Source organism: Arthrobacter sp. NPDC093128, from assembly GCF_040683875.1.
Lineage (GTDB): Bacteria > Actinomycetota > Actinomycetes > Actinomycetales > Micrococcaceae > Arthrobacter.
Map to the genome: position 1 here is coordinate 22,045 of NZ_JBFBEY010000009.1, position 20,771 is coordinate 42,815.

Consider the following 20,771-nt stretch of genomic DNA (forward strand, 5'->3'; position numbering starts at 1 on the left):
AAACCGTCCCAGTATACGCAAGTGAGTGTCCGGCATCACATCGGAGCGCATTTCCGCCCGAACAACGGCGGCCTCGCCTAGCCGACGCGAAACGAGTTCAATAATATTGGTTGAAGATTCAAGTAAAAGGTTCTAGAATGGAGTTATGACGCAGACACTTGACCGCCCGCCGGTACTCTTCCTGAGCCACGGAGCCCCTCCCCTGGCTGACGACGCCCGTTGGACCAGCGAGCTCAGCGCCTGGTCCGGCACGTACGGCAAGCCCAAGGACATCCTGATGGTGTCCGCGCACTGGGAGAACGCGCCGGTGACGCTCAGCGCCACGTCGCGGAACCCCGGGCTGGTCTACGACTTCTGGGGCTTCCCGCAGAAGTACTACGACGTCACGTACAACGCACCCCAGGCGGTGGAACTCGCCGCCGAAGTGGAGAAACTCGTTTCCACCCACGGCCACCACGTGGAACGCGACGAGGAGCGCGGCTTGGACCACGGCGCCTACGTTCCGCTCGTGGAGATGTACCCGGAGGCCGATATTCCGGTGCTCCAGATGTCCATGCCCACCCTGGATCCGCAGGGCCTGTTCAACTTGGGCAAAACGCTGGCGCCGCTGCGGGACCGTGGCACGCTGATTGTGGGTTCCGGCTTCACCACGCACAACCTGCGCTGGTTCAACCCTGCCGGCGGACCGGACACTGCCCCGCCCTCCGCTTCGAGCGAATTTGACCACTGGGCTCAGGAAACAATGGAGGCCGGCGACGTCGATTCCATCCTCGACTTCCTGCACAAGGCGCCGGCGGCGCGTGAGGCGCATCCGCGCAGCGAGCACTGGGCGCCGCTTTACGTGGCATTGGGTGCCGCGTACGAATCCGGTGACCTGAATGCGAAGACGGCCATCGACGGCTTCTGGTTCGGCCTGTCCAAGCGCTCGTGGACGCTCACCGGCAGATAGCCCAGCCGCGAATAGCGCGGGGAAGGGGCACGGAAACTAGTTCCGGGCAACAAAAAACCCCCGGCCTCCTGTTACCAGGAAGCCGGAGGTTTTCCACTCTTCGCTAAAAGAGTGGGCCCTGTGGGGATCGAACCCACGACCCACGGATTAAAAGTCCGATGCTCTACCAACTGAGCTAAAGGCCCCAGCTGACGGCCGTGAATACGGGCGGCAAGCGCGCGCAATCGGACTGTCAGCCCAGTCCATTTCTGGACGTTAAATACTGTACCCCACGCCGGGGGCCAGCTTTTACACAAACGGCGCGTGGCGCCGTCGTGCATTCATGGTGGTGCCGCAGCTGCCTGCATTACTCCTTAAGCCGGCCGTCGGCAAGCTCGATAACAGAACAGCACAGGAGTAGCGTGGGGGCATGAGCGAGCAAGCAGGATCCAAGGCCTACGGCGGCGCAAACCGGCATCACAAGCCGAAACCTTTTGCGCCCATCGACTTTGAGCCGTTCGCGGGCGGCGCGGACCCTGCACGGGTGTCCGAGGCAGCCCACCTGGCCGCCCAGGCGCTGGTCCGCCACGGCCGCGACAGCGACGATCCCAAGGTCACCAAGCGCCTGGTCAAGCTCGCGGACGAACAGGGCCTGGAAGCCATCGCTGAAATGTGGGCCGAAAGCCCCGCACGCTCCCTGCCCGGCGCCCTCTGGCGCCTGTACGCCCTGCGTGCGGCCACCATCCAGGACCCCGAACGCATCTCCGTCTACTTCAAGGCAGGCAAGGACACGGCGCAGGTATCCAATGTGGTTGCCGGCGCTGCCGAACCGCCGGGGGCGGACGAAATGAAGACGATGGCGGACGCCATCCTCTCCGGCGCGTTCGACGGCGAGTTCGACGTCGCGCTGGAACGCTCGGCTGCTTTTTGCCGGGTGGTGGCCCTAGGCCAGGCCACTTTGGCTGACGGCGCCGACCACAGCAACGAGAACCACGCGAGCAAACTGACGCGCAATTCCCACCTCCTGGTGAAAACCGCGGAGGACCTGGAGCACGCAGCTAACGCATGGCGGCTGGGCGAACTGGACTGACAAGGCTCCGCGGCAGTGGCAGCTTCGCAAGTCCGCCACTGTTACGCACGGAGGGGCCCGGCTGTCAATGTTGACTTGGTTCAGCCAAAGTAGAAAACTGAAACTGGTGCCGAACCGCGAAACCCCCGGGCTTCAACATCTAGCCGCCTAGAGCGGCCTACCGCCGAGAGGCGTATCCGGTTCGGCACCACTTTTATGCCCCGATGCATCTGCCGGTAAAGTAGTGCCCATGTGCGGGTCAACGTCAAGTCACATGGCCCAAAGGCCACATTCCATGCCTTCGCCTTCCCATACCGGAATTCGAAGGTGAAGCTCCGACTCTTCCCGCAGGAGCCTGCAGGGCTGCACCTGCTCTCGCAGATGGCACGCCAGATTGTCGCCGCCACCGGGACATTGGCTGAAATCCTCGGCGTCCCGGCCACGGAGCACAACCGCCTCGTTGAAGACATGCACGACCACGAGGCCAAGTCCGCCGAGTTGCATTTCGCGCTGCTGACGCACATGCGCACAAGCTTCGTGAATCCCCTGCCGCGCGAGGACATGTACGCGCTGTCCCGGTACCTCAACGAAGCCATGGAGAAGCTCGACGCCGCCGCGGAGCTGGTGGCCCTGTACAAGCTCGAACGATTCCCCAAGCGTGCCGCGGACCAGCTGGAGATCATCGCCCGGCAGGCGGAACTCACGGTAGACGCCATGCGCAGGCTGAACAACCTGGACGATCTTGAGGACTACTGGATCGAGATCCTGCGGCTCGCCAAGCGCGCCGAACGCACGCACCGGGTGTGGGTGGCTGACATGCTCAAGGACATGAAGGGCGCCCAGTATGCCCGGAACCGGGACATTGCCAACCAGTTGGTGGAGGTCACCAAGGACATGCGGCGCATTGCCACCCAGGTAGGCAGCATCATCGTCAAGGAATCCTGACGTGACCCTGTTCTTCTTCGCCGTAGTTGTGGTGGTGACTGCGGCGTTCACCTTCCTGAACGGCTTCAGGGACGCCTCAACATCCGTCGCCCTGGCCGTGCGGACCCGGGCGCTCACACCCACCGTGGCTGTCCTGCTGGCGGCCCTTTTCAACTTCGTCGGCGCGTCGCTCAGCGCGGCCCTGGCGCTGCAGGTCAGCAGAAGCTGGATCTCGCTGCCGGACGGCAAAAACGGCCTGACCATCCTGGTCGCTGGCCTGTTCAGCGCCGTCCTGTGGGGCATCTACACGTGGTGGCGCGGCATTCCGTCCTCGTCCACTCACGCCCTGGTGGGCGGCCTGGCCGGCGCCGGGCTGGCCAGTGTGCTGGTTGGCGGAAACTACGTCGGCGGGGTCAACAACTCCCTGCTGTTCCAGGTGGCGCTGCCGCTGCTGCTGTCCCCCGTGATCGCGTTCGTGGGCGCTTACCTGCTGGTGTGGCCTGCCACCTGGGCTGCACGGTACACGCCGCCCAACGTGGTGAACAGCCGCTCGCGCCGGACCCAGGCCATCGCCGCCGGAGCGGTGGCCTTCGGCCACGGCCTGCAGGACGGCCAGCGGACCAGCGCGGTGCTGCTCCTGGCTCTTCTCGCCTCGGGACTGTCCGACGGCGCCGCCATGCCGGCGTGGGTGGCGCTGCTGACGGCCACGATGCTGACGGCCGGAACCCTGGCCGGGGGCTGGCGGATTTCCTACACCATCGGCTACAAGCTCACCCGGATCGATCCCCTACGCGGCTTCGTGGCGCAGCTGTACAGCTCTGTGATCCTGCTGCTGGGCGCGATCGGGCTGCACTGGCCCGTGTCCACCACGCACACGGTCACGGCGGCCGTGCTGGGCGCCGGCAGCAACCAGGGCTTCCCGGTGACCAACCGCAGGCTGGTGTTAAGGATCCTGGCCTTCTGGCTCTTCACGCCGGTGGTCACGGCGGCAGCGGCCTTCGTGCTGGAACTGTCGCTCTCGCCCCTTTCGGACCTTTAACGCAGCATCGGTTGCTCCGCAGGTGCCGTTTTGAGGTGTCAAAACGGCGGTTACGGAGCAACCGATGGAGGAAAGGCCCCTTATCCGAAGCGGCCGGAGACGTAGTCTTCCGTGGCCTTCTGGGTGGGGTTGCTGAAGATGGTGTGCGTCTCGCCCACCTCGATCAGCTTGCCCGGCTTTCCGGTGCCGGCGATGTTGAAGAACGCGGTGCGGTCCGAGACGCGTGCTGCCTGCTGCATGTTGTGGGTGACGATGACTACCGTGTACTGGTCCTTGAGGTCGTTGATGAGGTCCTCAATGGCCAGGGTGGAGATGGGGTCCAGTGCCGAGCAGGGCTCGTCCATCAGGATGACCTGCGGCTCCACGGCGATGGCGCGGGCGATGCACAGGCGCTGCTGCTGACCGCCCGAGAGTCCGGAGCCCGGCTTGGCAAGGCGGTCCTTCACTTCGTTCCACAGGTTGGCGCCCTGCAGGGAGCGTTCCACGAGGGCATCGGCCTCGCCCTTGGACATCTTCTGGTTGTTCAGCTTCACGCCGGCCAGCACGTTGTCCCGGATGGACATGGTGGGGAACGGGTTGGGGCGCTGGAACACCATGCCGATCTGCGAGCGCACGGTCACGGGATCCACGCCGGGGCCGTAGAGGTTGTCCCCGTCCAGCAGCACTTCGCCTTCCACCCGGGCGCCCGGAATAACTTCGTGCATACGGTTCAGCGTGCGCAGGAAGGTGGACTTTCCGCAACCGGACGGGCCGATGAACGCCGTGACGGACTTGGCCTCGATGTTGATGTTGACGTCCTCAACGGCCAGGAACTTGCCGTAGTAGACGTTCAAATCCTTGACGTCGATGCGCTTAGACATGGTATTCCTTCACTTGCTGGATACGAATTGAATATTACCTAGCGGCCGGTCTTGGGTGCGAACATCCTGGCAATCAGCCGTGCGCCGAGGTTCAGCAGCATGACCAGGATGATCAGCACCAGCGCGGCACCCCAGGCCCGCTGCGAGGACGGATCCGGGTTGGACGGCGAGGTGGGGTTCAGGATCTGGGTGTAGATGAACGTGGGCAGCGAGGCCATCCAGCCGCTGAAGACATTGCTGTTGATGTTGGTGGCGAAGCCTGCGGTCACCAGGATCGGAGCGGTTTCGCCGATCACGCGGGCAATCGCCAGGGTGACGCCGGACGCGATGCCGGAGATCGCCGTCGGAATGACCACTTTGAGGATGGTCCGCCATTTGCGGACGCCGAGGGCGTACGCTGCCTCGCGAAGTTCATTGGGGACGATCTTGAGCATTTCCTCACTGGAGCGCACCACCACCGGGATCATCAGGACGGAAAGCGCGACGGCGGCTACGGCTCCCGTTTTGGTACCCGGCCCCACCACCGCGAAGAAGAACGCGGCTGCGAACAGGCCGGCGACGATCGACGGAATGCCCGTCATGACGTCCACGAAGAACGTGATGGCCCGGGCCAGCGGGCGGTCCTCGCCGTACTCCACCAGGTAGACAGCGGTCAGCAGGCCTACCGGAACGGAGATGACCGTGGCCAGCAGGGTGATCTGGATGGTGCCCAGGAGGGCGTGGTAGATGCCGCCAATAACCGGCGCACCCTCTTCAACACTCTTGTTGTCGAAGGCGCCGGTGACGCCGTTCATGGAGGTGGTGAGGAAGCCAGGGTCCAGGAGCCCGGGGAGCCCGTTGACCAGGACGGTCCAGATCACCGAGATCAGCGGCAGCAGGGCCACCAGGAAGGACCCGAGCACCAGGCACGTGGCCAGTTTGTCCTTGGCCTTGCGGCCCCCCTCCGCAGCGGCGCTCCAGCCCACGAGACCGACCGTAAACAGGATGGCGGAGACGATGCCCCAGCCGAAGGCGTTGAAGCCGATAAGGGCCAGGATGGCGGCGCCGATGACCAGTGCCAGGCCCAGGACGACGTACGGGGCGTATTTGGGCAGCTGGCCCTTGGTGAGCGCGGAACGCTTGCGGACCGGCGTGAGGGTGGAGGTCATTAGTTGGCTCCCGAGAATTCTTTGTGCCGGCTGATGATCCAGCGGGCAATCATGTTGACGCCCAGCGTGATGACGAACAGGACCAGGCCTGCCGCGATCAGCGTGCTCACCTTCAGGCCGCTGGCCTCCGGGAAGTTCAGGGCGATTTCAGCGGCGATGGTCTGGTTGCCGGACTGGATCAGGCTGGCGGTGAGGGCGCCGGAGGACAGCACCAGGGCCACGGCCATGGTTTCGCCGAGGGCGCGGCCCAGGCCCAGCATCACGGCACTCACGATGCCCGGGCGGCCGAACGGGAGGACCGCCATCTTGATCATTTCCCAGCGGGTGGCGCCCAGCGCCAGGGCGGCTTCCTCGTGCAGCTTGGGGGTCTGCAGGAAGATTTCGCGGCTCAGGGACGTGATGATGGGAAGGACCATCACGGACAGCACGATTCCGGCGGTGAGGATCGTCTTGCCGGTGGCGGATGCGGGGCCCTGGAAGATGGGCAGCCAGCCCATGTTGTTGGCCAGCCAGTCGTAGGCCGGGGAGATTTCCTTGGCCAGGAACGCGGCACCCCAGGCGCCGTAGACCACCGACGGAATGGCGGCCAGGAGGTCGATCACGTAGCCCAGGCCGGAAGCGAGGCCGCGGGGCGCGAAGTGCGAGATGAAGAGCGCGACTCCGATTGCCACGGGCGTGGCGATGACCAGGGCAATAATGGCCGCGATCAGCGTGCCCACAACGATCGGCCAGATGTAGGCGAAGAAGCCCTCGCCGCCCTGGATCTGGTCCGGGGAGGCCACCAGGGCGGGGATCGCCTGAATGACCAGGAACAGGGCAACACCAAAGAGCACGGCAAGGATCAGGCACCCAGCGGCCAGGGCGGCCCCGGAAAAGACTTTGTCTCCGGCGGGCCCTGTGCCCCGGGACTGTGTCAGGGAGGTGGTGGTCACAAACGATCCTTTGGGTTCGAATAGAACCGACTGCCGTGTCCGGACCGATCCGGTAGCAGCAGCGGTGAAACTGGTTTTACTTCGGACAAACACCTAGGTTCCCTGCCCCGGACGACGGTCTGTGACCGTCCCGTCCGGGACAGGGAACCTGGCTCAGGCTCGTGTTTCCACTATGCCTTGCTGTTCTGCGAATCCCCTAGGACTTGACCTTGATGGTCTCGATGGCCTTGGCAGCCTTGTCCTGGAGGGTCTTGGAGAGCGGAGCAGACTTCGCGGCGTCCGCTGCAGCCTGCTGGCCGGCGTCCGACACAACGTAGGTCTCGAAAGCCTTCACCAGGTCAACGGTTTCCTGGGTGGCGTAGGTGGAGCAGACAACGTGGAAGGACACCAGGACAACCGGGTAGGCACCTTCGATGGTGGTCTTGCGGTCCAGCTTGATGGACAGGTCGGTGGCGGAACGGCCCTCAACCGGCTTGCCGGCGTCGACAGCCTTGGCTGCGGCCTCGGCTGAGATCTTGGTGAAGGTTTCGCCCACCTTGATCTGGGCGATGCCAAGCTTGCCGCTGACGGCTGAGTCATCGGCGTACGTGACGGCGCCCGGGGTGTCGGTGACGGTCTTGACCACACCGGAGGTGCCCTTGGCGTTCTCGCCCTTCAGGGATGCGGGCCAAACGCCGGCAGCCTTGTCGGTCCAAGCCTCCGGAGCTGCGGCGGCCAGGTAATCGGTGAAGTTGCTGGTCGTGCCGGAGTCATCGGAACGGTTCACCGGGGTGACCTTGAGGTCCGGCAGCGTGACCTCGGGGTTCATTGCCGCGATCACGGGGTCGTTCCAGTTGGCGATTTCACCGCGGAAGATCTTCGCCACGGTGGCGGCGTCAAGCTTCAGTTCCTTGACATCCGGAATGTTGAAGGCGATGGCGATCGGGGAGATGTAGACGGGGATGTTGATGGCGCCTTCCGGGCCGCACTTATCCTTGGAGCTGGCGAGCTCCTCGTCCTTCAGGTAGGCGTCCGAGCCGGCGAACTGGGCCGAGCCGTCGAGGATGGCCTTGCGGCCTGCCCCGGAACCGTCGGGGGAATACTGGACGTTGGCACCCTGGTTGGCGGACGCGAAGTTGGTCTTCCACACATCCATGGCTGCGCCCTGGGCGGACGAACCAATGCCGGTCAGCGTGCCGGTGACGTTGGCCCCCGTGGCAGACGGAGCGCCGGACTGGGCTGCGCCCGTGGCGTTGTCGGAACCACAGGCGGTGAGCGCGAGAGCGCCGGCTGCGATGACAGCGATAGCCGCGTGGCGGCCGAAGCGGAGTGCCTTCACTAGATGTACCCCTTCCAGGGATTTTCTGATGCGTGCCGGACCGGAGACGTCCGTACATAAGAAGTTGCGTACTTTTTGTACCTCTACCGAAGTTATGGGCCCTAGGTAACGGGATGTGTGGACCAAGATGAACGGACGGTTAACGACGGCGGGACATCGGCTTACATGTGCAGCGTCACCATTGCGCACATCACATCTCCGGCCGTAGTGCAATGCCAGTGAATACACTGGAACGCATGGCCCCCGCGACAGGAATTTCCGCAAGCAGAAGATTCCTGCGAACCAGGATCCGCACCGGTGTGGTCCGGAGCAGGACCTCCCTGATGCCCGCCATCCAGATGACGGTTTGCGCTGTGGGTGCGTACGCGTTCGCCGAATACGTCCTGGGCCATTCCGGACCGCTCTTCGCGGCCACGTCTTCACTCATCGCCCTTGGTTTTTCCCGGGATCCGCGGCTGCGCAGGGTCCTGGAAGTGGGCCTGGGCTGCACCATAGGCATTGCGGTGGGTGACCTGCTGCTGCACTGGCTGGGCGCCGGGATCTGGCAGGCCGCCGTCGTGCTTCTGTTCTCCATCCTGCTGGCGCGCTTCCTGGACAGCGGCAATATCTTCACCACGCAGCTGGCGCTGCAGTCGCTGCTCGTGGTGCTCCTCCCCGCCCCGGCCGGCGGCCCGTTTACCCGGAGCCTTGATGCCGTGGTGGGTGGAGTCTTCGCGTTGCTGGTCACCATCCTGGTTCCGAAGGATCCCCGCCGGGAGCCCCGGAAGGATGTGCAGAAGCTGCTGCACGAGCTTGCCGAGGTGCTGCGTGAATGTGCGTCGGCGCTGACAAGCAGCGACTCCACCGAGGCCTGGCACGCCCTGGTCCGCGGCCGGAACTGCCAGCCGCTGGTGGACGCGATGCGCCAGTCCCTGCGTGCCTCCGGCGAGGTGGCCACGCTGGCCCCGGCCTACCGGCGCCACCGCGACGAGCTCGACCGGCTGGAGCAGTCGCTGGATTACATCGACCTGGCGCTCCGCAACAGCCGGGTTTTCGCGCGCCGCCTGACCAGCGCCATCAACCACGCCGCCCTTTCTGACGAGGCCACGGAGAACATCGCGGAGGTCCTGCAGGAAACCGCGGCCGCCATCGACGAACTGTCCCTGGGCCTGGCCGAAATGCACGAGGGCGCCCGGCGCGCGCACCTCCGGACGTCGCGGCTGGAGCTGGCCGAGATCGCCGGGCGGCTGCATCCGCGGCTGCTGGACGTGCAGCGCCTTGAAGGCGAAACAGTGGTCATGCTGTTCCGCCCGCTGATGGTGGACCTGCTCGAGGCGACCGGAATGGATTCGAAGGAAGCCCGGGACATCCTCCCGCCGCTGTAGCGGCTGCTGCTAGTGGCTGCTGCTAGTGGCTGTCGCCACCTTGTCGCTGCCCCCGGATAGTGTGGAGCAATGGCAACCAAGACTTCCCGGGCGTCCAAAGCCCCGGCTTATAAATGCGCCGAATGCGGCTGGACAACCGTCAAGTGGGTGGGCCGCTGCGGTGAGTGCCAGGCCTGGGGCACCGTTGAGGAAACCGGCGCCGCCGTTGCGCGTACGACGGCGGCCGCCACCGTCCTGGAGCCGGCCCGCCGGATTGCCGAAGTGGACGCCACGACGGCCGCGTTTTTGCCCACCGGCGTGGACGAGCTTGACCGCGTTTTGGGCGGCGGTCTGGTGCCGGGCGCCGTCATCCTGCTGGCCGGTGAACCCGGCGTGGGCAAGTCCACCCTCCTCCTGGATGTGGCGGCCAAGTTCGCCCGCACTGCGCAGGACGTCCTGTACATCACGGGCGAGGAGTCCGCGGCGCAGGTGAAGCTCCGCGCCGAGCGGATCGATGCCGTCGCGGAATCCCTCTACCTGTCGGCCGAAACGGACCTGGGCCAGGCCCTCGGCCAGGTGGAGAAAATCGAGCCGAGGCTGCTCATTGTTGACTCCGTCCAGACCCTCAGCAGCGCGGATGTGGACGGCAGCGCGGGCGGCGTGTCGCAGGTCCGTGAGGTTGCCGCCTCCATCATCTCCGCGGCCAAACGGCGCAACATGACCACGCTGCTGGTGGGCCACGTGACCAAGGACGGTTCCATTGCCGGTCCGCGGCTGCTGGAGCACCTGGTGGACGTCGTGTGCCAGTTCGAAGGCGAGCGGCACTCCCGGCTTCGGCTGCTGCGTGCGGTCAAGAACCGCTACGGGCCCACCGATGACGTGGGCTGCTTCGACCTGAACGAAGACGGCATCGTCGGGCTGACGGATCCCAGCGGGCTTTTTGTGAGCCGCACCAAGGAGCCGGTGTCCGGCACGTGCATCACCGTGACGATGGAAGGACGCCGGCCGCTGCTGGCCGAGGTGCAGTCACTCCTCGCCGAAAGCCCCAATTCACAGCCCCGCCGGGCCACCAGCGGCCTGGACAGTTCACGCGTGTCAATGCTGCTGGCCGTGCTGCAGCAGCGCGCCGGCTGCCTGCTGCACAAGGACGATTCCTACGTGGCAACGGTGGGCGGCGTAAAACTCAGCGAACCCGCCACCGACCTGGCCGTTGCCCTGGCAGTGGCCTCGGCCAAAGCACGGAAGCCCCTGCCCATCCGGCTGATCGCGTTCGGCGAGGTGGGCCTGGCCGGGGAAGTCCGCCCCGTCCCCGGCATCAACCAGCGCATCCAGGAAGCCCACCGCCTGGGCTTCACGCACGCGGTGGTCCCGGCCAGCCACAACGGCCCCGGCCCCATCCCGGCCGGGTTCTCCGTCCGGGAAGTGGAACACCTGACGGAGGCGCTGAGCCTGCTTATCGGCTAGGCGTGGCCTCGCTGGGCAGCTCGGACTTCCGGGGTGCTCCGACTGAGTTTCGCCTGATCAGGCGGGCAGTAAACGTGGGCACGGCTGCGGGTCTGCGGCCTTCGATCTGCCGGATCAGCGCTTCCGCGGCCGCAACGCCCATCTCGTAGACGGGCTGGGCAACGACCGTCAGCGGCGGACTGGTCAGCCGTGTCCAGGCAAAATCGTCGTACATGAGGAATGACACGTCTTCGGGGATGGACAGGTCCATTTCCTGGATGGCTTCGACGACGCTGAGCGCAATGAGGCCGTCCGAGGCGACAACCGCGGTGGCCGGGTCGGGCAGATGGAGAACCTCGCGTGTGATGTTCCGGATGGATTCGGCGTCCCCCGCGTTGAGTCGCACCAGGTCCTCGGGAAGCGACAGGCCGGATTCCAGGAAAGCACGCCTCATGCCGTCGACACGCTCAGCTATTTGCGATGAATCCAGCGGCACCCCTTCGCTGTAGGGGACCGCGGATTTAAGCGTGGAGATGAACGCGATCCTCCGATGTCCGGCTTCGATGAGGTAACGCGTGGATTCGTACGCTACCCCGGTCATTTCCACCGTGACGGTGTCTATCTGTAGGCCGTCTGCCGCACGGTCAAGAAGGACCAGGGGGCGGCCGGAATCCTGAACCCGCTGAAGGTGCTGCGTTTCGGTTGACGATGCGGGTGCCACGATGAGTCCGTCCACCCGCTTGTCCAAGAGCACTTGGACAGCGTCGACTTCGGCAGCCCTTTCCTCATCGGTGTTGATAAGGATGACGTTGAAACCGCTCTTCTTTGCGGTGTCGGTGATGCCCCTCGTGGCCAGGCCGAAGTGCGGGTTTTCGATGTCGCCCACCACCACGCCGATGGTGTTCGATTTTCCCGTATTCATGCTGCGGGCCAGCTCATTCGGGCGATAGGCCAGCTCCTCCGCGGCGGCCAGGACGCGCTCCCGCACGTCATCGCTCACGGCCCCGTAGTTTCCCAGCGCGCGCGCCGCCTGGGCTTTCGACACGTTGGCGGCCTTTGCCACGTCAGCGACGGTGATGTCCCGTCGCCTCGAACCATTGCTGCTCATTTACGCCTTCCGGAGGGGCCTTGACGGCCGGTGTGGCTTGGGTTACATTTTTAGCAACCCTTTGTGAGTCCGGTCTCAATCGTAAGCGGTGAGACCGGACTCAGCAAGAGGATTTCGACAAAAGGGCCAAAGGCCGCCTGCTTCCCAAGATTGGAAAAATGCTGTGACTAAACGACTGAACTTCCGCCCCGGGGTGATCGTTGCAGCTGCCGTTGCAACCGTCCTGGCGCTCTCCGGCTGCGGCGGCTCTGCCCCCGCTTCGTCCGCCACTTCAGCCGAGAACCCCTATGGACTGATCCAGGCCGGCACGGTCCGGGTTGCCAGCCTGGGTGATTCGAAGCCGTACACCTTCGCAGATGCGCAGGGTAACTTCACCGGCTTCGACGTTGAGCTTTTCAAGGACGTGGCCCACCGCGCCGGCGTAGACAATGTGGTCTTCACCGGCCAGGACTTCTCCGGCCTGCTCGCCGCGGTTGCCAACGGCCAGTTCGACGTCGGCGTGGCCGCCATCGGCATCACGGACAAGCGCAAGGAAACTGTGGACTTCTCTGACGGCTACCTCGCCGGGTACCTGACCGTCATCACCACCAAGACCTCAGGCATCACGGATGCCAACGGCTTGTCCGGCAAGCGGCTCGGCGTGGTGCAGGGAACACTTCAGGAAGCCTATGCGGTCAAGAACTTCACCTCGGCCAACCTGGTGCGCTTCCCGGACAACAACACCGCAATCGCTGCGGTTAACAGCGGCTCCGTCGATGCCCACTTCCTGGACTACGAGGCAGCCAAGGCATACCAGGAACAGCACGGCCTGGTCAGCGCAGCGGACATCCCGTCCTTCGACGCACCGGCCGGGTTCGCGGTCGCGAAGGGGAAGACCGCTTTCAAGGAGGCCCTGAACAAGGGACTCGCGGAAGCGATGGAAGACGGCACCTGGAAGAAGCTCTACCAGAAGTGGTTCCCCGGATCGCCGATGCCCGAGCAGTACCTGCCCAAGGCAGAACAGACGGCTACTCCCGCCCCGAGCAAGTAGTCCGACACAAGCCGATCGCCGGGCACCCTGCCCGGGCAAAGAGTCCGGCTGCCAATGACCGGGCTGGCTGCCATCCGCGGCCAGCCCGGGATTCACAAGCTACCTACGTCTGAGAGCAACCATGGACTGGCTCAACACCATCATCCGTACATTTTTCGACTTCGGCGCAATGGCCGAAGTCCTGCCCCAGCTTCTTGGGGTCGGCCTCCTCAACACCCTGATCATCTCGGTCGCGGCGACCATCATCGGGGTTGCCCTGGGCATGATCGTCGCGGTCATGGGCATTTCCCCCTCCAGGTGGCTGCGCGTGCCGGCCCGGATCTACACCGATCTTTTCCGCGGCCTGCCTGCCATCCTCACCATCCTGCTGATCGGACAGGGCTTCGCCCGGCTCAGCCAGTCGATCTTCGGGCCCTCGCCTTACCCCTTGGGGATCATCGCGCTGAGCCTGATCGCCAGCGCCTACATCGGCGAAATCTTCCGCGCCGGCATTCAAAGCGTAGACAGAGGGCAGGGAGAGGCCTGCCGCGCCCTGGGCATGAGCTATGCCAAGTCGATGGCCCTGGTAGTGGTGCCGCAGGGCATCCGCAGGGTCCTCCCGGCCCTCGTGAACCAGTTCATCGCCATCGTCAAGGATTCCTCCCTCGTCTACTTCCTGGGCCTCCTGGTCACTGAGCGGGAACTCTTCCGGGTGGGACAGGACGCGGCCGTGCTGTCCGGAAATCTCTCGCCACTGGTTATGGCAGGCATCTTCTACCTGGTGATCACAGTGCCCCTGACCCACCTGGTCAATTACTTCGACAACAGGTTCCGGACCGGCCGCCGCCGCCCCTCAGCCCCCAGCAGCGGACTGAACGAAGTCAAAGAACTCGACGCGGCCTCGCCGCTGATCACCGGGAGCAACACATGAGCCTCGCAAGCAACACCGCCAACACCGCGGCAGCCGCGGAAGGCCACACCTTCCACGGCTCCAGCCTGGAACTGAAGAACCTGACCATGGCCTACGGGGATATCGAGGTACTCCGCAACGTCAGCCTCACCGTCGCCCCCGGAACCACTACCTGCATCATCGGGCCCTCAGGCTCGGGAAAATCCACGCTGCTCCGCGGCGTCAACCGCCTGCATGAACCCAAGAGCGGGGACGTGCTCCTCGCCGGAGAAAGCGCCCTGCAGGTCAAACCGGACCTCCTGCGGGCCCGCATCGGCATGGTCTTCCAGCACTTCAACCTCTTCCCGGACCACACTGCCCTCGAGAATGTGGCCCTGGCGCTCTGGAGCGTCAAGGGCATGTCCAAAGCCGAAGCAAGGGAACGCGCCTGCCGCCGCCTCGCCGAGGTGGGTCTCGCCGAGCGCGCTGACCACCGGCCCCGGGACCTCTCCGGCGGCCAGCAGCAGCGCGTCGCCATCGCACGCGCCCTTGCCATGGAACCTGAAGTGATGCTTTTCGACGAAGCAACCAGCGCCCTGGACCCTGAACTCGTCAAAGGAGTGCTGAACCTCATGGCGGGGCTCGGCAGGCGCGGCATGACCATGCTCGTGGTGACGCACGAAATGGGCTTCGCCCGCAAAGTTGCCGATCAGGTGGTCTTCATGGACGAAGGTGAAGTGGTGGAGTCCGGAACACCGACTGACCTGTTCGACAACCCGCGCAGCGAGCGTCTCCAGCGGTTCCTTTCGGAGGTGCTGTAATGCCTGATGCTTCAACGGCACCCATCCGGACCGCCGTCGTCGGCTTCGGGATCTCGGGGCGGGTCTTCCACGCACCGCTGATCGAGGCTGATCGCGGGTACTCCCTCGACGTGATCGTGACGGCGGATCCCGAGCGTGCCGCCGAGGCGGCACGGCGCTACCCAAAGGCCCGCGTCGTCCCGACGCCGCAGGCCATGTTCGCCCTCGCCGCTGACCTTGACCTTATGGTCCTCGGCACTCCCCCGCTCACGCACTTGGACCTGGCCGCTACGGCAATAGCGCACGGCCTTCATGTAGTGGTGGACAAGCCGTTCGTCACCGCCTCGGCTCACGGCGAAGAGCTCATCTCCCGTGCGGCCGACGCCGGTGTGCAGCTGACGGTGTTCCAGAACCGCCGGTGGGACGCCGACTTCCTGACGCTCCAAAAGCTCGTGCGGGAGGGCGCCCTGGGTGACATCCGCACCTTCGAGTCGCGCTTTGAATGGTGGCGGCCGGAAGGATTCGGGAACTGGCGCGATACCGCCACGCTGACAGAGGGGGGCGGCATCCTCCACGACCTCGGCGCCCACCTGATAGACCAGGCCATCCAGCTGTTCGGTCCCGTGCAGGAAAGCTACGGGGAAACAGCCAACCACAGCTCCCATCCGGAGGGCGCCGATACCGAAGCGTTCGTGTCCCTGTTCCACGAATCCGGGGTCCGGTCAAGGCTGTGGATGAACGGCATGGCAGCCCGGGTCGGCCCGCGCTTCCACGTGCTGGGTTCCAAGGCCGGCTACACCAAATGGGGCCTGGACAGCCAGGAGCCGGTACTCGCAGCCGGAATGACGCCGTCAGACCCCGCCTACGGCGTTGACCCCCAGGACTCTTGGGGGGTCCTGGGCATTGACGGAGATGCTGCACCCGTACCTGCCGAGCGGGGTGACTACCCCCGCTTCTACGTACAGCTCGCCGCGGCCCTCGCCGGACACGGGCCCTTGCCGGTTCAACCCGGGGAGTCCCTCGAAGTCCTCAGGATCATCGAGAAAATCCACGCCTTCGCGTAGCTGCGGGACCATCCCCGCGCGAACCAACCGCCAATCACCGAAGAAAGGGAAGACGTAATGTCCTCCACCGCCTCATCCAAACGCGTCGCCGTCATCGGCGGCGGCATCCTCGGAGTCTCCACTGCCGTCCATTTGCTCCGCCAAGGCGCATCCGTGGTCCTGCTGACCGAACGCGGCCTTGCCAGTGAAGCCACCGGCCGCTCGCTCTCCTGGCTCAACTCCGCCGGTGAGCGGTCAACGCCGTACCACCTGTTGCGCCTCGCCGGTGTGGACCGGTACCGCACCCTCTTCGCCTCGGATCCCGGCAGGGAATGGCTCCAGTTCGGCGGCGGCCTGATGTGGAATGCAGCCGGACAGCACGCTGTGACCGAATCCCGTCACGCCTACGAGAAATCCGTCGGCTACGACTCCAAGCTGCTCGCGCCCGAGGAAATCGCCGCCGTCACTCCCGGCATCGATTCCAGTGCCGTGCCGGAAAACGCCATCTTCAACCCGGGCGAAGGCTGGGTCAGCCTGCCGGACCTGGTGGACTTCCTGATGGACGAGTTCCACGCCCGCGGCGGCCAGCTCGTCCTCAACGCCGGCAAAGCTTCCGTAACGGTCGAGGACGGCCGGACTACCGGCGTCGGGACGGCAGGAGGCGAGACCTACGCGGCTGATGCCGTGCTGGTGGCCTGCGGCGCCGCCACGCCCGCCGTCGTCGCGCCCCTCGGCGTCCACATCCCCAACGGTTCCCCCGTCTCCATGCTCGTGCTGACCAAACCGGTGGACCACGACGTCAGGGCCGTGATGAACACCCCGCGGGCAGCGGTCCGCCCCAACCCCGGCAACACCTTCGCCCTGGACCACGACTGGTATGAGGAGCACATCACCGGGCACGCCGATGGCTCGTTCAGCATCCCCGATGGCGTGGTCCAGGACCTGGCCGACGAGGCCTCCAAGCTGATCGCCGGGAACCCCGACCTCAAGCCGGCATCGTGGAAGATCGGCTACAAGCCGATCCCCGGCGACGGTGAACCCGTCTTCGGTGAGCTGGGCCAGGTGCCCGGTTGCTTCGTTGCATTCACCCACTCCGGAGCCACGCTCGGGCTCATCGCCGGCGAACTTCTCTCGGGCGAGATCATGACCGGGAACAAGCACCCCATGCTGGCCACGTTCCGTCCCGGGCGCTTCTCCTAAGGGACCGCAAGCCGGGCATGACAAGGGGCGCCTGCCGCACTGGCAGGCGCCCCTTGGTGTTTGAGCAGTTAGGCCTTCTTGGGCGGCAACGCCAGCTTGAAGACCTTGGCCCACGTGGAACCGACCTGCTTCCACATCGGTCCGGTGGTGTACGGCAGGCCGTAACGGCTGCAGATCTCCCGCACTTTCGGCGCTACCTCGGCATAGCGGTTGGACGGAATGTCCGGGAAGAGGTGGTGCTCGATCTGGTGCGAAAGGTTTCCGGTCATGAAGTGCATGAACTTGGAACCGGAGATATTGGCCGAACCGATCATCTGCCGCACGTACCAATCACCGCGGGTCTCCCCTTCCACCATTTCCTCGGTGAAGGTATCTGTCCCGTCGGGGAAGTGGCCGCAGAAGATCACCGCGTGGGCCCAGACGTTGCGGACAGCGTTCGCAGTCAGGGTGCCGTAGAGCGCCTGCTTGCCGGATCCGGTCAGCATTGCCACGGCCGGGGTTGCGGCGTAGTCCTTGGTGAACTGCTTGAGCGCCTTGACCCCGAGGGCCTTGAGGTCCTTGACGAGGGCTTCCTTGGACTTGTTGCCGTCCTTGAAGTCCTGCAGCTCGAGGTCGTAAATCGCGATGCCCCACTCGAAGACCGGGGCCAGGATGGCGTTGTAGAGCGGGTTGCCCAGGTTGAACGGCTTCCACTCCTGGCTGGGGTCCATGCGCAGGAGGTTGTATCCGACGTCGTTGTCCTTGCCCACCACGTTCGTCCAGCGGTGGTGCAGGTCGTTGTGGGTGTGCTGCCAGGCACGGGCGGGCGTGACAAAGTCCCATTCCCAGGTGGTGGAGTGGATGTCCGGGTCCCGCATCCAGTCCCACTGGCCGTGCAGCACGTTGTGCCCGATCTCCATGTTTTCCAGGATCTTGGCCAGGCTCAGCAGGGTGGTGCCCGCGACCCAGGCGCCCTTGTTCCGGCTAACCAGGAGCGTCGCGCGGCCGGAGATTTCCAGTGCGCGCTGGATCTTGATAACCCGGCGGATGTACGCGGCGTCTGAGGCGCCGCGCTTGGCCAGGATGTCGTCCTTGATGGCATCAAGTTCGCGGCCCAGTTCGGCAACCTGCTCGTCCGAGAGATGCGCCGCGGCCGGTGGACGGACCAGTGGGCTGCCGGAAGTGGCCAGCGCACCTCGCCGCGTCTTCGCGGGCACAACGGCGTCTTCCGTGGACTCGGCTTCGTGGTTAATAACTATTGCCATGCGGTGGTGCTCCTCAAATGTCGAGGTTAACGGGTCCGGCGGCTGCCGATACACACGTCTGGATTAGTTGGCCCGGCTCGCCGTGGACTTCACCGGTGCGGAGGTCGCGGACATGCCCCGCCCGCAGGGGGGTAAGGCAACTGTGGCAGATGCCCATCCGGCAGCCGCTGGGCATCAGCACGCCGGCGTCTTCGCCGACGTCCAGAAGCGGGGTGCTGCCGTCCGCTTCCACCTCTCGGTCCGAGGCCTCAAAGGTGACCAGACCGCCGTCGTGCCCGGCGCCGGCGGCCAGGCTGGTGGTGAAGCGTTCGATGATCAGGTTGATCGGGTCAGCCGCAAACGGCCCCTCGGGCTGGTGGGACTCTCCGGCGGCGGAACCTTCGGTGGCCGCGGCGACGGCAGCTTCGGCAGACCACAGCGCTTCGGCGTCGTCCAGGAAGGCTTCCGGTCCGCAGGCGTAGGCTGCGCGGTGGCGCCAGTCCGGGCAGAGTTCGTCGAGGGCCGCAGGTGAGGAGAAGTCCACCCGTCCGCGTTCGCCGGTGAACCAGTGCGTGACCTTGAAGTTGGGGAACTGGTCGGCAAGCTCGGACAGTTCCTCGCGGAAGATGCTGTCTTCCGGGGTCCGGGCCGAATGGACCAGCACGACGTCGGCGTCCGGGCGGTGCGGCACCAGCGTGCGCACCATGGACATAACGGGAGTGATACCACTGCCGGCGGTGAGCATCAGCAGCGGGCGGGGGTGCTCGGGAAGGACGAAGTCGCCCTGCGGCGGTGCCAGGAACAGCACGTCGCCGGGGCGGGTTTCGCGGACCAGGACACCGGAAACGGCGCCGACGTCGGTCACCGTGATGGCGGGATCCTGGCCGGCGGGGGCGCTCAGCGAGTAGGACCGCCAGTGCCGGACGCCGTCGAGTTCGACGCCGATGCGGGCCCACTGGCCGGCCTGGTGGGCCTTCCAGCCGCGCCCTGGGCGGAAGAAGATGGTGGCGGAATCGGCCGTCTCGGCGACCACCCTGGTGACCACGCCGCGCAGTTGGCGGGCGGAGAACACGGGGTTGAACAGCGACAGAATGTCTTCTGGAGCTAGCGGGGTGGTCAGTACAGATGCGGCGCGCGCCAGCTTACGGAGCCGGATCATGTTATTAACCTTATGTTAGACCGAGGCATATTTCTTCTCCCAAGGCATACGATCGAACGTTCTAAACTGTTCCCCCGAAACAACTTATGGAAGTCTCTCATGAACCCTCCGGCCTCAAAGAGTCCAGCCGCCCCCACGTACGATCCGCCGTGGCTCGCCTTGCCGCGGGAAGTCAGTGACTTGCTCCGCCCCATGATGCCCGGCATTGTGGAGGCGATCATCGATGCCGTGCCGCAGCTGGTTCCTGCCTACGCCAGGCCCATCGAAGGGCGCTTCGGCCGCGGGCTGCGGCGGGGCGTGGGTGCGGCACTGGAGCGTTTCCTCCAACTGCCCGGGACCAGGCTGCCTGCACTGTCTGAGGAGAGCAGGGAGCTCGTGGCCGGCTTGGGCAGCGGCGAATTCCGCCAGGGACGGAGCATGGATGCGCTGCTGAGCGCCTACCGCATGGGCGCGCGCGTGACGTTCCGGGAGATGTCACGGATCTCCATGGACAAGGACCTGGGCCAGGGCGTGGTGGTGGATCTGGGCGAATCGATCCTGGCCTACATCGACGAGCTGTCCGCTGTCAGCGCAGAAGCTTACGCTTTTGAACAGTCTGAGCGCGCGGGGGCGGTTGACCGGCGCCGGACCGAACTCCTGGAGCTGCTGCTGATGGGACAGGCGGACGAGGCCGCCCTGCGGCAGGCGGCATCCATGGCCGACTGGTCCCTGCCTGCGAGGCTGGTGGTGGTCACCCTCCCGCTGGACCGGGCCGCGGGGCTCCGGCTGCAGCTGGGGCCGGGAACGCTGGTGGTTGAACGCGAAACCGATGCCGTGGCCCTCGTGCCGGCACGGGAGTCCGAGGCCGGTCGGGCGGCCCTGGAGAAAGCATTGAAGGGCAGGTCCGCCGCCGTGGGCCCGGCCGGCAGCTGGGAAAAGGTGCCCGATTCCCTGCGGCTCGCGGTGGTGGCCGCATCCGTTCTGCCGCCGCGGGAAAGCCCCAATGACCCGCCTATCTGGGCCGATGACCATCTGGCGCAGATTATCCTCGGCTCCGAACCGTCGGCCATCGCGGAGCTGGCGCTACAGAGGCTTGCACCCTTGGAAGGGCTGCGTCCGGCGCAGCGCGAAAGGCTGGCGGAGACCCTCCTCTCCTGGCTGCGGCACTGGGGCCAGCGGGCCCCGGTGGCCGCCGAGCTCGGCATCCATCCGCAGACCGTGGGATACCGGGCGGCGCAGCTGCGCGAGCTCTTCGGCGATGCGCTGGAAGACCCCCGGGCCCGGTTCGAGCTGGAACTCGCACTGCACGCCGGGCGGCGCTGACGGTCCTGGGCACCTTGGGCGCATCCGGTTGTCC

At 65.4% G+C, this 20,771-nt stretch carries 19 protein-coding genes and 1 tRNA gene; 12 read left to right on the forward strand and 8 right to left on the reverse strand.

The genetic code is table 11. The annotated features are described in order from the left end of the window. The first annotated feature begins 145 nt into the window (after positions 1 to 145). Positions 146 to 949 carry a class III extradiol ring-cleavage dioxygenase gene (locus tag AB0N24_RS12045; protein WP_364124155.1) on the forward strand — a complete coding sequence of 268 codons (804 nt, stop codon included), beginning with the start codon at positions 146 to 148 and terminating at the stop codon, positions 947 to 949. A 112-nt stretch (positions 950 to 1,061) separates the two neighbouring features. Here the strand turns inward: AB0N24_RS12045 and AB0N24_RS12050 are convergent. Further along, positions 1,062 to 1,134 (reverse strand) — tRNA-Lys (locus AB0N24_RS12050). 224 nt (positions 1,135 to 1,358) lie between these two features. Here AB0N24_RS12050 and AB0N24_RS12055 point away from each other — a divergent pair. From AB0N24_RS12055 to AB0N24_RS12065, 3 genes are all read left to right on the forward strand, one after another. Continuing rightward, complete coding sequence (locus AB0N24_RS12055; protein ID WP_104176160.1) at positions 1,359 to 2,018, forward strand: hypothetical protein; 660 nt, start codon at positions 1,359 to 1,361, stop codon at positions 2,016 to 2,018. A 306-nt stretch (positions 2,019 to 2,324) separates the two neighbouring features. After that, entirely contained in the window at positions 2,325 to 2,942 is a 618-nt protein-coding gene (locus AB0N24_RS12060; protein ID WP_364124157.1) for a nuclease PIN, read from the forward strand. 1 nt (position 2,943) lies between these two features. Beyond that, positions 2,944 to 3,960: an inorganic phosphate transporter gene (locus AB0N24_RS12065; RefSeq protein WP_364124159.1), complete on the forward strand. Its 1,017-nt coding sequence runs from the start codon at positions 2,944 to 2,946 to the stop codon at positions 3,958 to 3,960. A gap of 80 nt (positions 3,961 to 4,040) precedes the next feature. On the opposite strand, the gene pstB is transcribed toward AB0N24_RS12065, so the two are convergent. From pstB to pstS, 4 genes are all read right to left on the reverse strand, one after another. Next, a complete protein-coding gene (pstB, locus tag AB0N24_RS12070) occupies positions 4,041 to 4,820 on the reverse strand; it encodes a phosphate ABC transporter ATP-binding protein PstB (protein WP_307048391.1) in 780 nt (259 codons plus the stop codon). A gap of 38 nt (positions 4,821 to 4,858) precedes the next feature. Beyond that, complete coding sequence (pstA, locus tag AB0N24_RS12075) at positions 4,859 to 5,968, reverse strand: phosphate ABC transporter permease PstA (RefSeq protein WP_364124162.1); 1,110 nt, start codon at positions 5,966 to 5,968, stop codon at positions 4,859 to 4,861. Then, positions 5,968 to 6,900 carry a phosphate ABC transporter permease subunit PstC gene (pstC, locus tag AB0N24_RS12080; RefSeq protein WP_364124165.1) on the reverse strand — a complete coding sequence of 311 codons (933 nt, stop codon included), beginning with the start codon at positions 6,898 to 6,900 and terminating at the stop codon, positions 5,968 to 5,970. Before pstC ends, pstA begins: the two co-directional genes overlap by 1 nt. A gap of 196 nt (positions 6,901 to 7,096) precedes the next feature. Beyond that, the gene (pstS, locus tag AB0N24_RS12085) at positions 7,097 to 8,218 is read right to left on the reverse strand and encodes a phosphate ABC transporter substrate-binding protein PstS (RefSeq protein WP_364124168.1); all 1,122 of its coding nucleotides are present in this window, start codon (positions 8,216 to 8,218) and stop codon (positions 7,097 to 7,099) included. A gap of 236 nt (positions 8,219 to 8,454) precedes the next feature. Between pstS and AB0N24_RS12090 the strand changes: the two genes are divergently transcribed. Beyond that, positions 8,455 to 9,582: an FUSC family protein gene (locus tag AB0N24_RS12090; protein WP_364124171.1), complete on the forward strand. Its 1,128-nt coding sequence runs from the start codon at positions 8,455 to 8,457 to the stop codon at positions 9,580 to 9,582. Between the two features lie 69 nt (positions 9,583 to 9,651). Then, a complete protein-coding gene (radA, locus tag AB0N24_RS12095; RefSeq protein WP_364124174.1) occupies positions 9,652 to 11,025 on the forward strand; it encodes a DNA repair protein RadA in 1,374 nt (457 codons plus the stop codon). On the opposite strand, the gene AB0N24_RS12100 is transcribed toward radA, so the two are convergent. Then, complete coding sequence (locus tag AB0N24_RS12100; protein ID WP_364124177.1) at positions 11,015 to 12,112, reverse strand: LacI family DNA-binding transcriptional regulator; 1,098 nt, start codon at positions 12,110 to 12,112, stop codon at positions 11,015 to 11,017. The genes radA and AB0N24_RS12100 overlap by 11 nt on opposite strands. A 163-nt stretch (positions 12,113 to 12,275) precedes the next feature. Between AB0N24_RS12100 and AB0N24_RS12105 the strand changes: the two genes are divergently transcribed. The 5 genes from AB0N24_RS12105 to AB0N24_RS12125 all read left to right on the forward strand — a co-directional run bounded on the left by AB0N24_RS12105 (position 12,276) and on the right by AB0N24_RS12125 (position 17,053). Further along, positions 12,276 to 13,142, forward strand: a complete 867-nt coding sequence (locus AB0N24_RS12105; protein WP_364124180.1) for an ABC transporter substrate-binding protein — start codon at positions 12,276 to 12,278, stop codon at positions 13,140 to 13,142. Between the two features lie 121 nt (positions 13,143 to 13,263). After that, the gene (locus tag AB0N24_RS12110) at positions 13,264 to 14,052 is read left to right on the forward strand and encodes an amino acid ABC transporter permease (RefSeq protein WP_364124183.1); all 789 of its coding nucleotides are present in this window, start codon (positions 13,264 to 13,266) and stop codon (positions 14,050 to 14,052) included. Beyond that, positions 14,049 to 14,831 (forward strand): amino acid ABC transporter ATP-binding protein, encoded by a 783-nt coding sequence (locus AB0N24_RS12115; protein WP_364124186.1) that lies wholly within the window; start codon positions 14,049 to 14,051, stop codon positions 14,829 to 14,831. The genes AB0N24_RS12110 and AB0N24_RS12115 overlap by 4 nt, the downstream gene beginning before the upstream one ends. After that, the gene (locus tag AB0N24_RS12120; RefSeq protein WP_364124189.1) at positions 14,831 to 15,874 is read left to right on the forward strand and encodes a Gfo/Idh/MocA family oxidoreductase; all 1,044 of its coding nucleotides are present in this window, start codon (positions 14,831 to 14,833) and stop codon (positions 15,872 to 15,874) included. Before AB0N24_RS12115 ends, AB0N24_RS12120 begins: the two co-directional genes overlap by 1 nt. Positions 15,875 to 15,931: 57 nt before the next feature. Then, positions 15,932 to 17,053: an FAD-binding oxidoreductase gene (locus tag AB0N24_RS12125; RefSeq protein ID WP_364124192.1), complete on the forward strand. Its 1,122-nt coding sequence runs from the start codon at positions 15,932 to 15,934 to the stop codon at positions 17,051 to 17,053. 68 nt (positions 17,054 to 17,121) lie between these two features. Here AB0N24_RS12125 and AB0N24_RS12130 read toward each other — a convergent pair whose 3' ends face one another. Both AB0N24_RS12130 and AB0N24_RS12135 read right to left on the reverse strand, forming a co-directional pair. Continuing rightward, positions 17,122 to 18,297: an acyl-CoA desaturase gene (locus tag AB0N24_RS12130; protein WP_364124195.1), complete on the reverse strand. Its 1,176-nt coding sequence runs from the start codon at positions 18,295 to 18,297 to the stop codon at positions 17,122 to 17,124. A gap of 13 nt (positions 18,298 to 18,310) precedes the next feature. After that, a complete protein-coding gene (locus AB0N24_RS12135) occupies positions 18,311 to 19,435 on the reverse strand; it encodes a ferredoxin reductase (protein ID WP_364124198.1) in 1,125 nt (374 codons plus the stop codon). A gap of 99 nt (positions 19,436 to 19,534) precedes the next feature. Between AB0N24_RS12135 and AB0N24_RS12140 the strand changes: the two genes are divergently transcribed. Then, positions 19,535 to 20,737, forward strand: coding sequence for a helix-turn-helix domain-containing protein (locus AB0N24_RS12140; RefSeq protein WP_364124201.1), 1,203 nt, complete (start codon positions 19,535 to 19,537; stop codon positions 20,735 to 20,737). The last annotated feature ends 34 nt before the right edge of the window (positions 20,738 to 20,771 follow it).

What these genes read in the sequence shown, in the direction of transcription:
- AB0N24_RS12045 (WP_364124155.1), top strand. Translation starts at nt 146, where the DNA reads ATGACGCAGACACTTGACCGCCCGCCGGTACTCTTCCTGAGCCACGGA.
- AB0N24_RS12055 (WP_104176160.1), top strand. Translation starts at nt 1,359, where the DNA reads ATGAGCGAGCAAGCAGGATCCAAGGCCTACGGCGGCGCAAACCGGCAT.
- pstB (WP_307048391.1), bottom strand. Translation starts at nt 4,820, where the DNA reads ATGTCTAAGCGCATCGACGTCAAGGATTTGAACGTCTACTACGGCAAG.
- pstA (WP_364124162.1), bottom strand. Translation starts at nt 5,968, where the DNA reads ATGACCTCCACCCTCACGCCGGTCCGCAAGCGTTCCGCGCTCACCAAG.
- AB0N24_RS12090 (WP_364124171.1), top strand. Translation starts at nt 8,455, where the DNA reads ATGGCCCCCGCGACAGGAATTTCCGCAAGCAGAAGATTCCTGCGAACC.
- radA (WP_364124174.1), top strand. Translation starts at nt 9,652, where the DNA reads ATGGCAACCAAGACTTCCCGGGCGTCCAAAGCCCCGGCTTATAAATGC.
- AB0N24_RS12100 (WP_364124177.1), bottom strand. Translation starts at nt 12,112, where the DNA reads ATGAGCAGCAATGGTTCGAGGCGACGGGACATCACCGTCGCTGACGTG.
- AB0N24_RS12110 (WP_364124183.1), top strand. Translation starts at nt 13,264, where the DNA reads ATGGACTGGCTCAACACCATCATCCGTACATTTTTCGACTTCGGCGCA.
- AB0N24_RS12115 (WP_364124186.1), top strand. Translation starts at nt 14,049, where the DNA reads ATGAGCCTCGCAAGCAACACCGCCAACACCGCGGCAGCCGCGGAAGGC.
- AB0N24_RS12120 (WP_364124189.1), top strand. Translation starts at nt 14,831, where the DNA reads ATGCCTGATGCTTCAACGGCACCCATCCGGACCGCCGTCGTCGGCTTC.
- AB0N24_RS12125 (WP_364124192.1), top strand. Translation starts at nt 15,932, where the DNA reads ATGTCCTCCACCGCCTCATCCAAACGCGTCGCCGTCATCGGCGGCGGC.
- AB0N24_RS12130 (WP_364124195.1), bottom strand. Translation starts at nt 18,297, where the DNA reads ATGGCAATAGTTATTAACCACGAAGCCGAGTCCACGGAAGACGCCGTT.
- AB0N24_RS12135 (WP_364124198.1), bottom strand. Translation starts at nt 19,435, where the DNA reads ATGATCCGGCTCCGTAAGCTGGCGCGCGCCGCATCTGTACTGACCACC.
- AB0N24_RS12140 (WP_364124201.1), top strand. Translation starts at nt 19,535, where the DNA reads ATGAACCCTCCGGCCTCAAAGAGTCCAGCCGCCCCCACGTACGATCCG.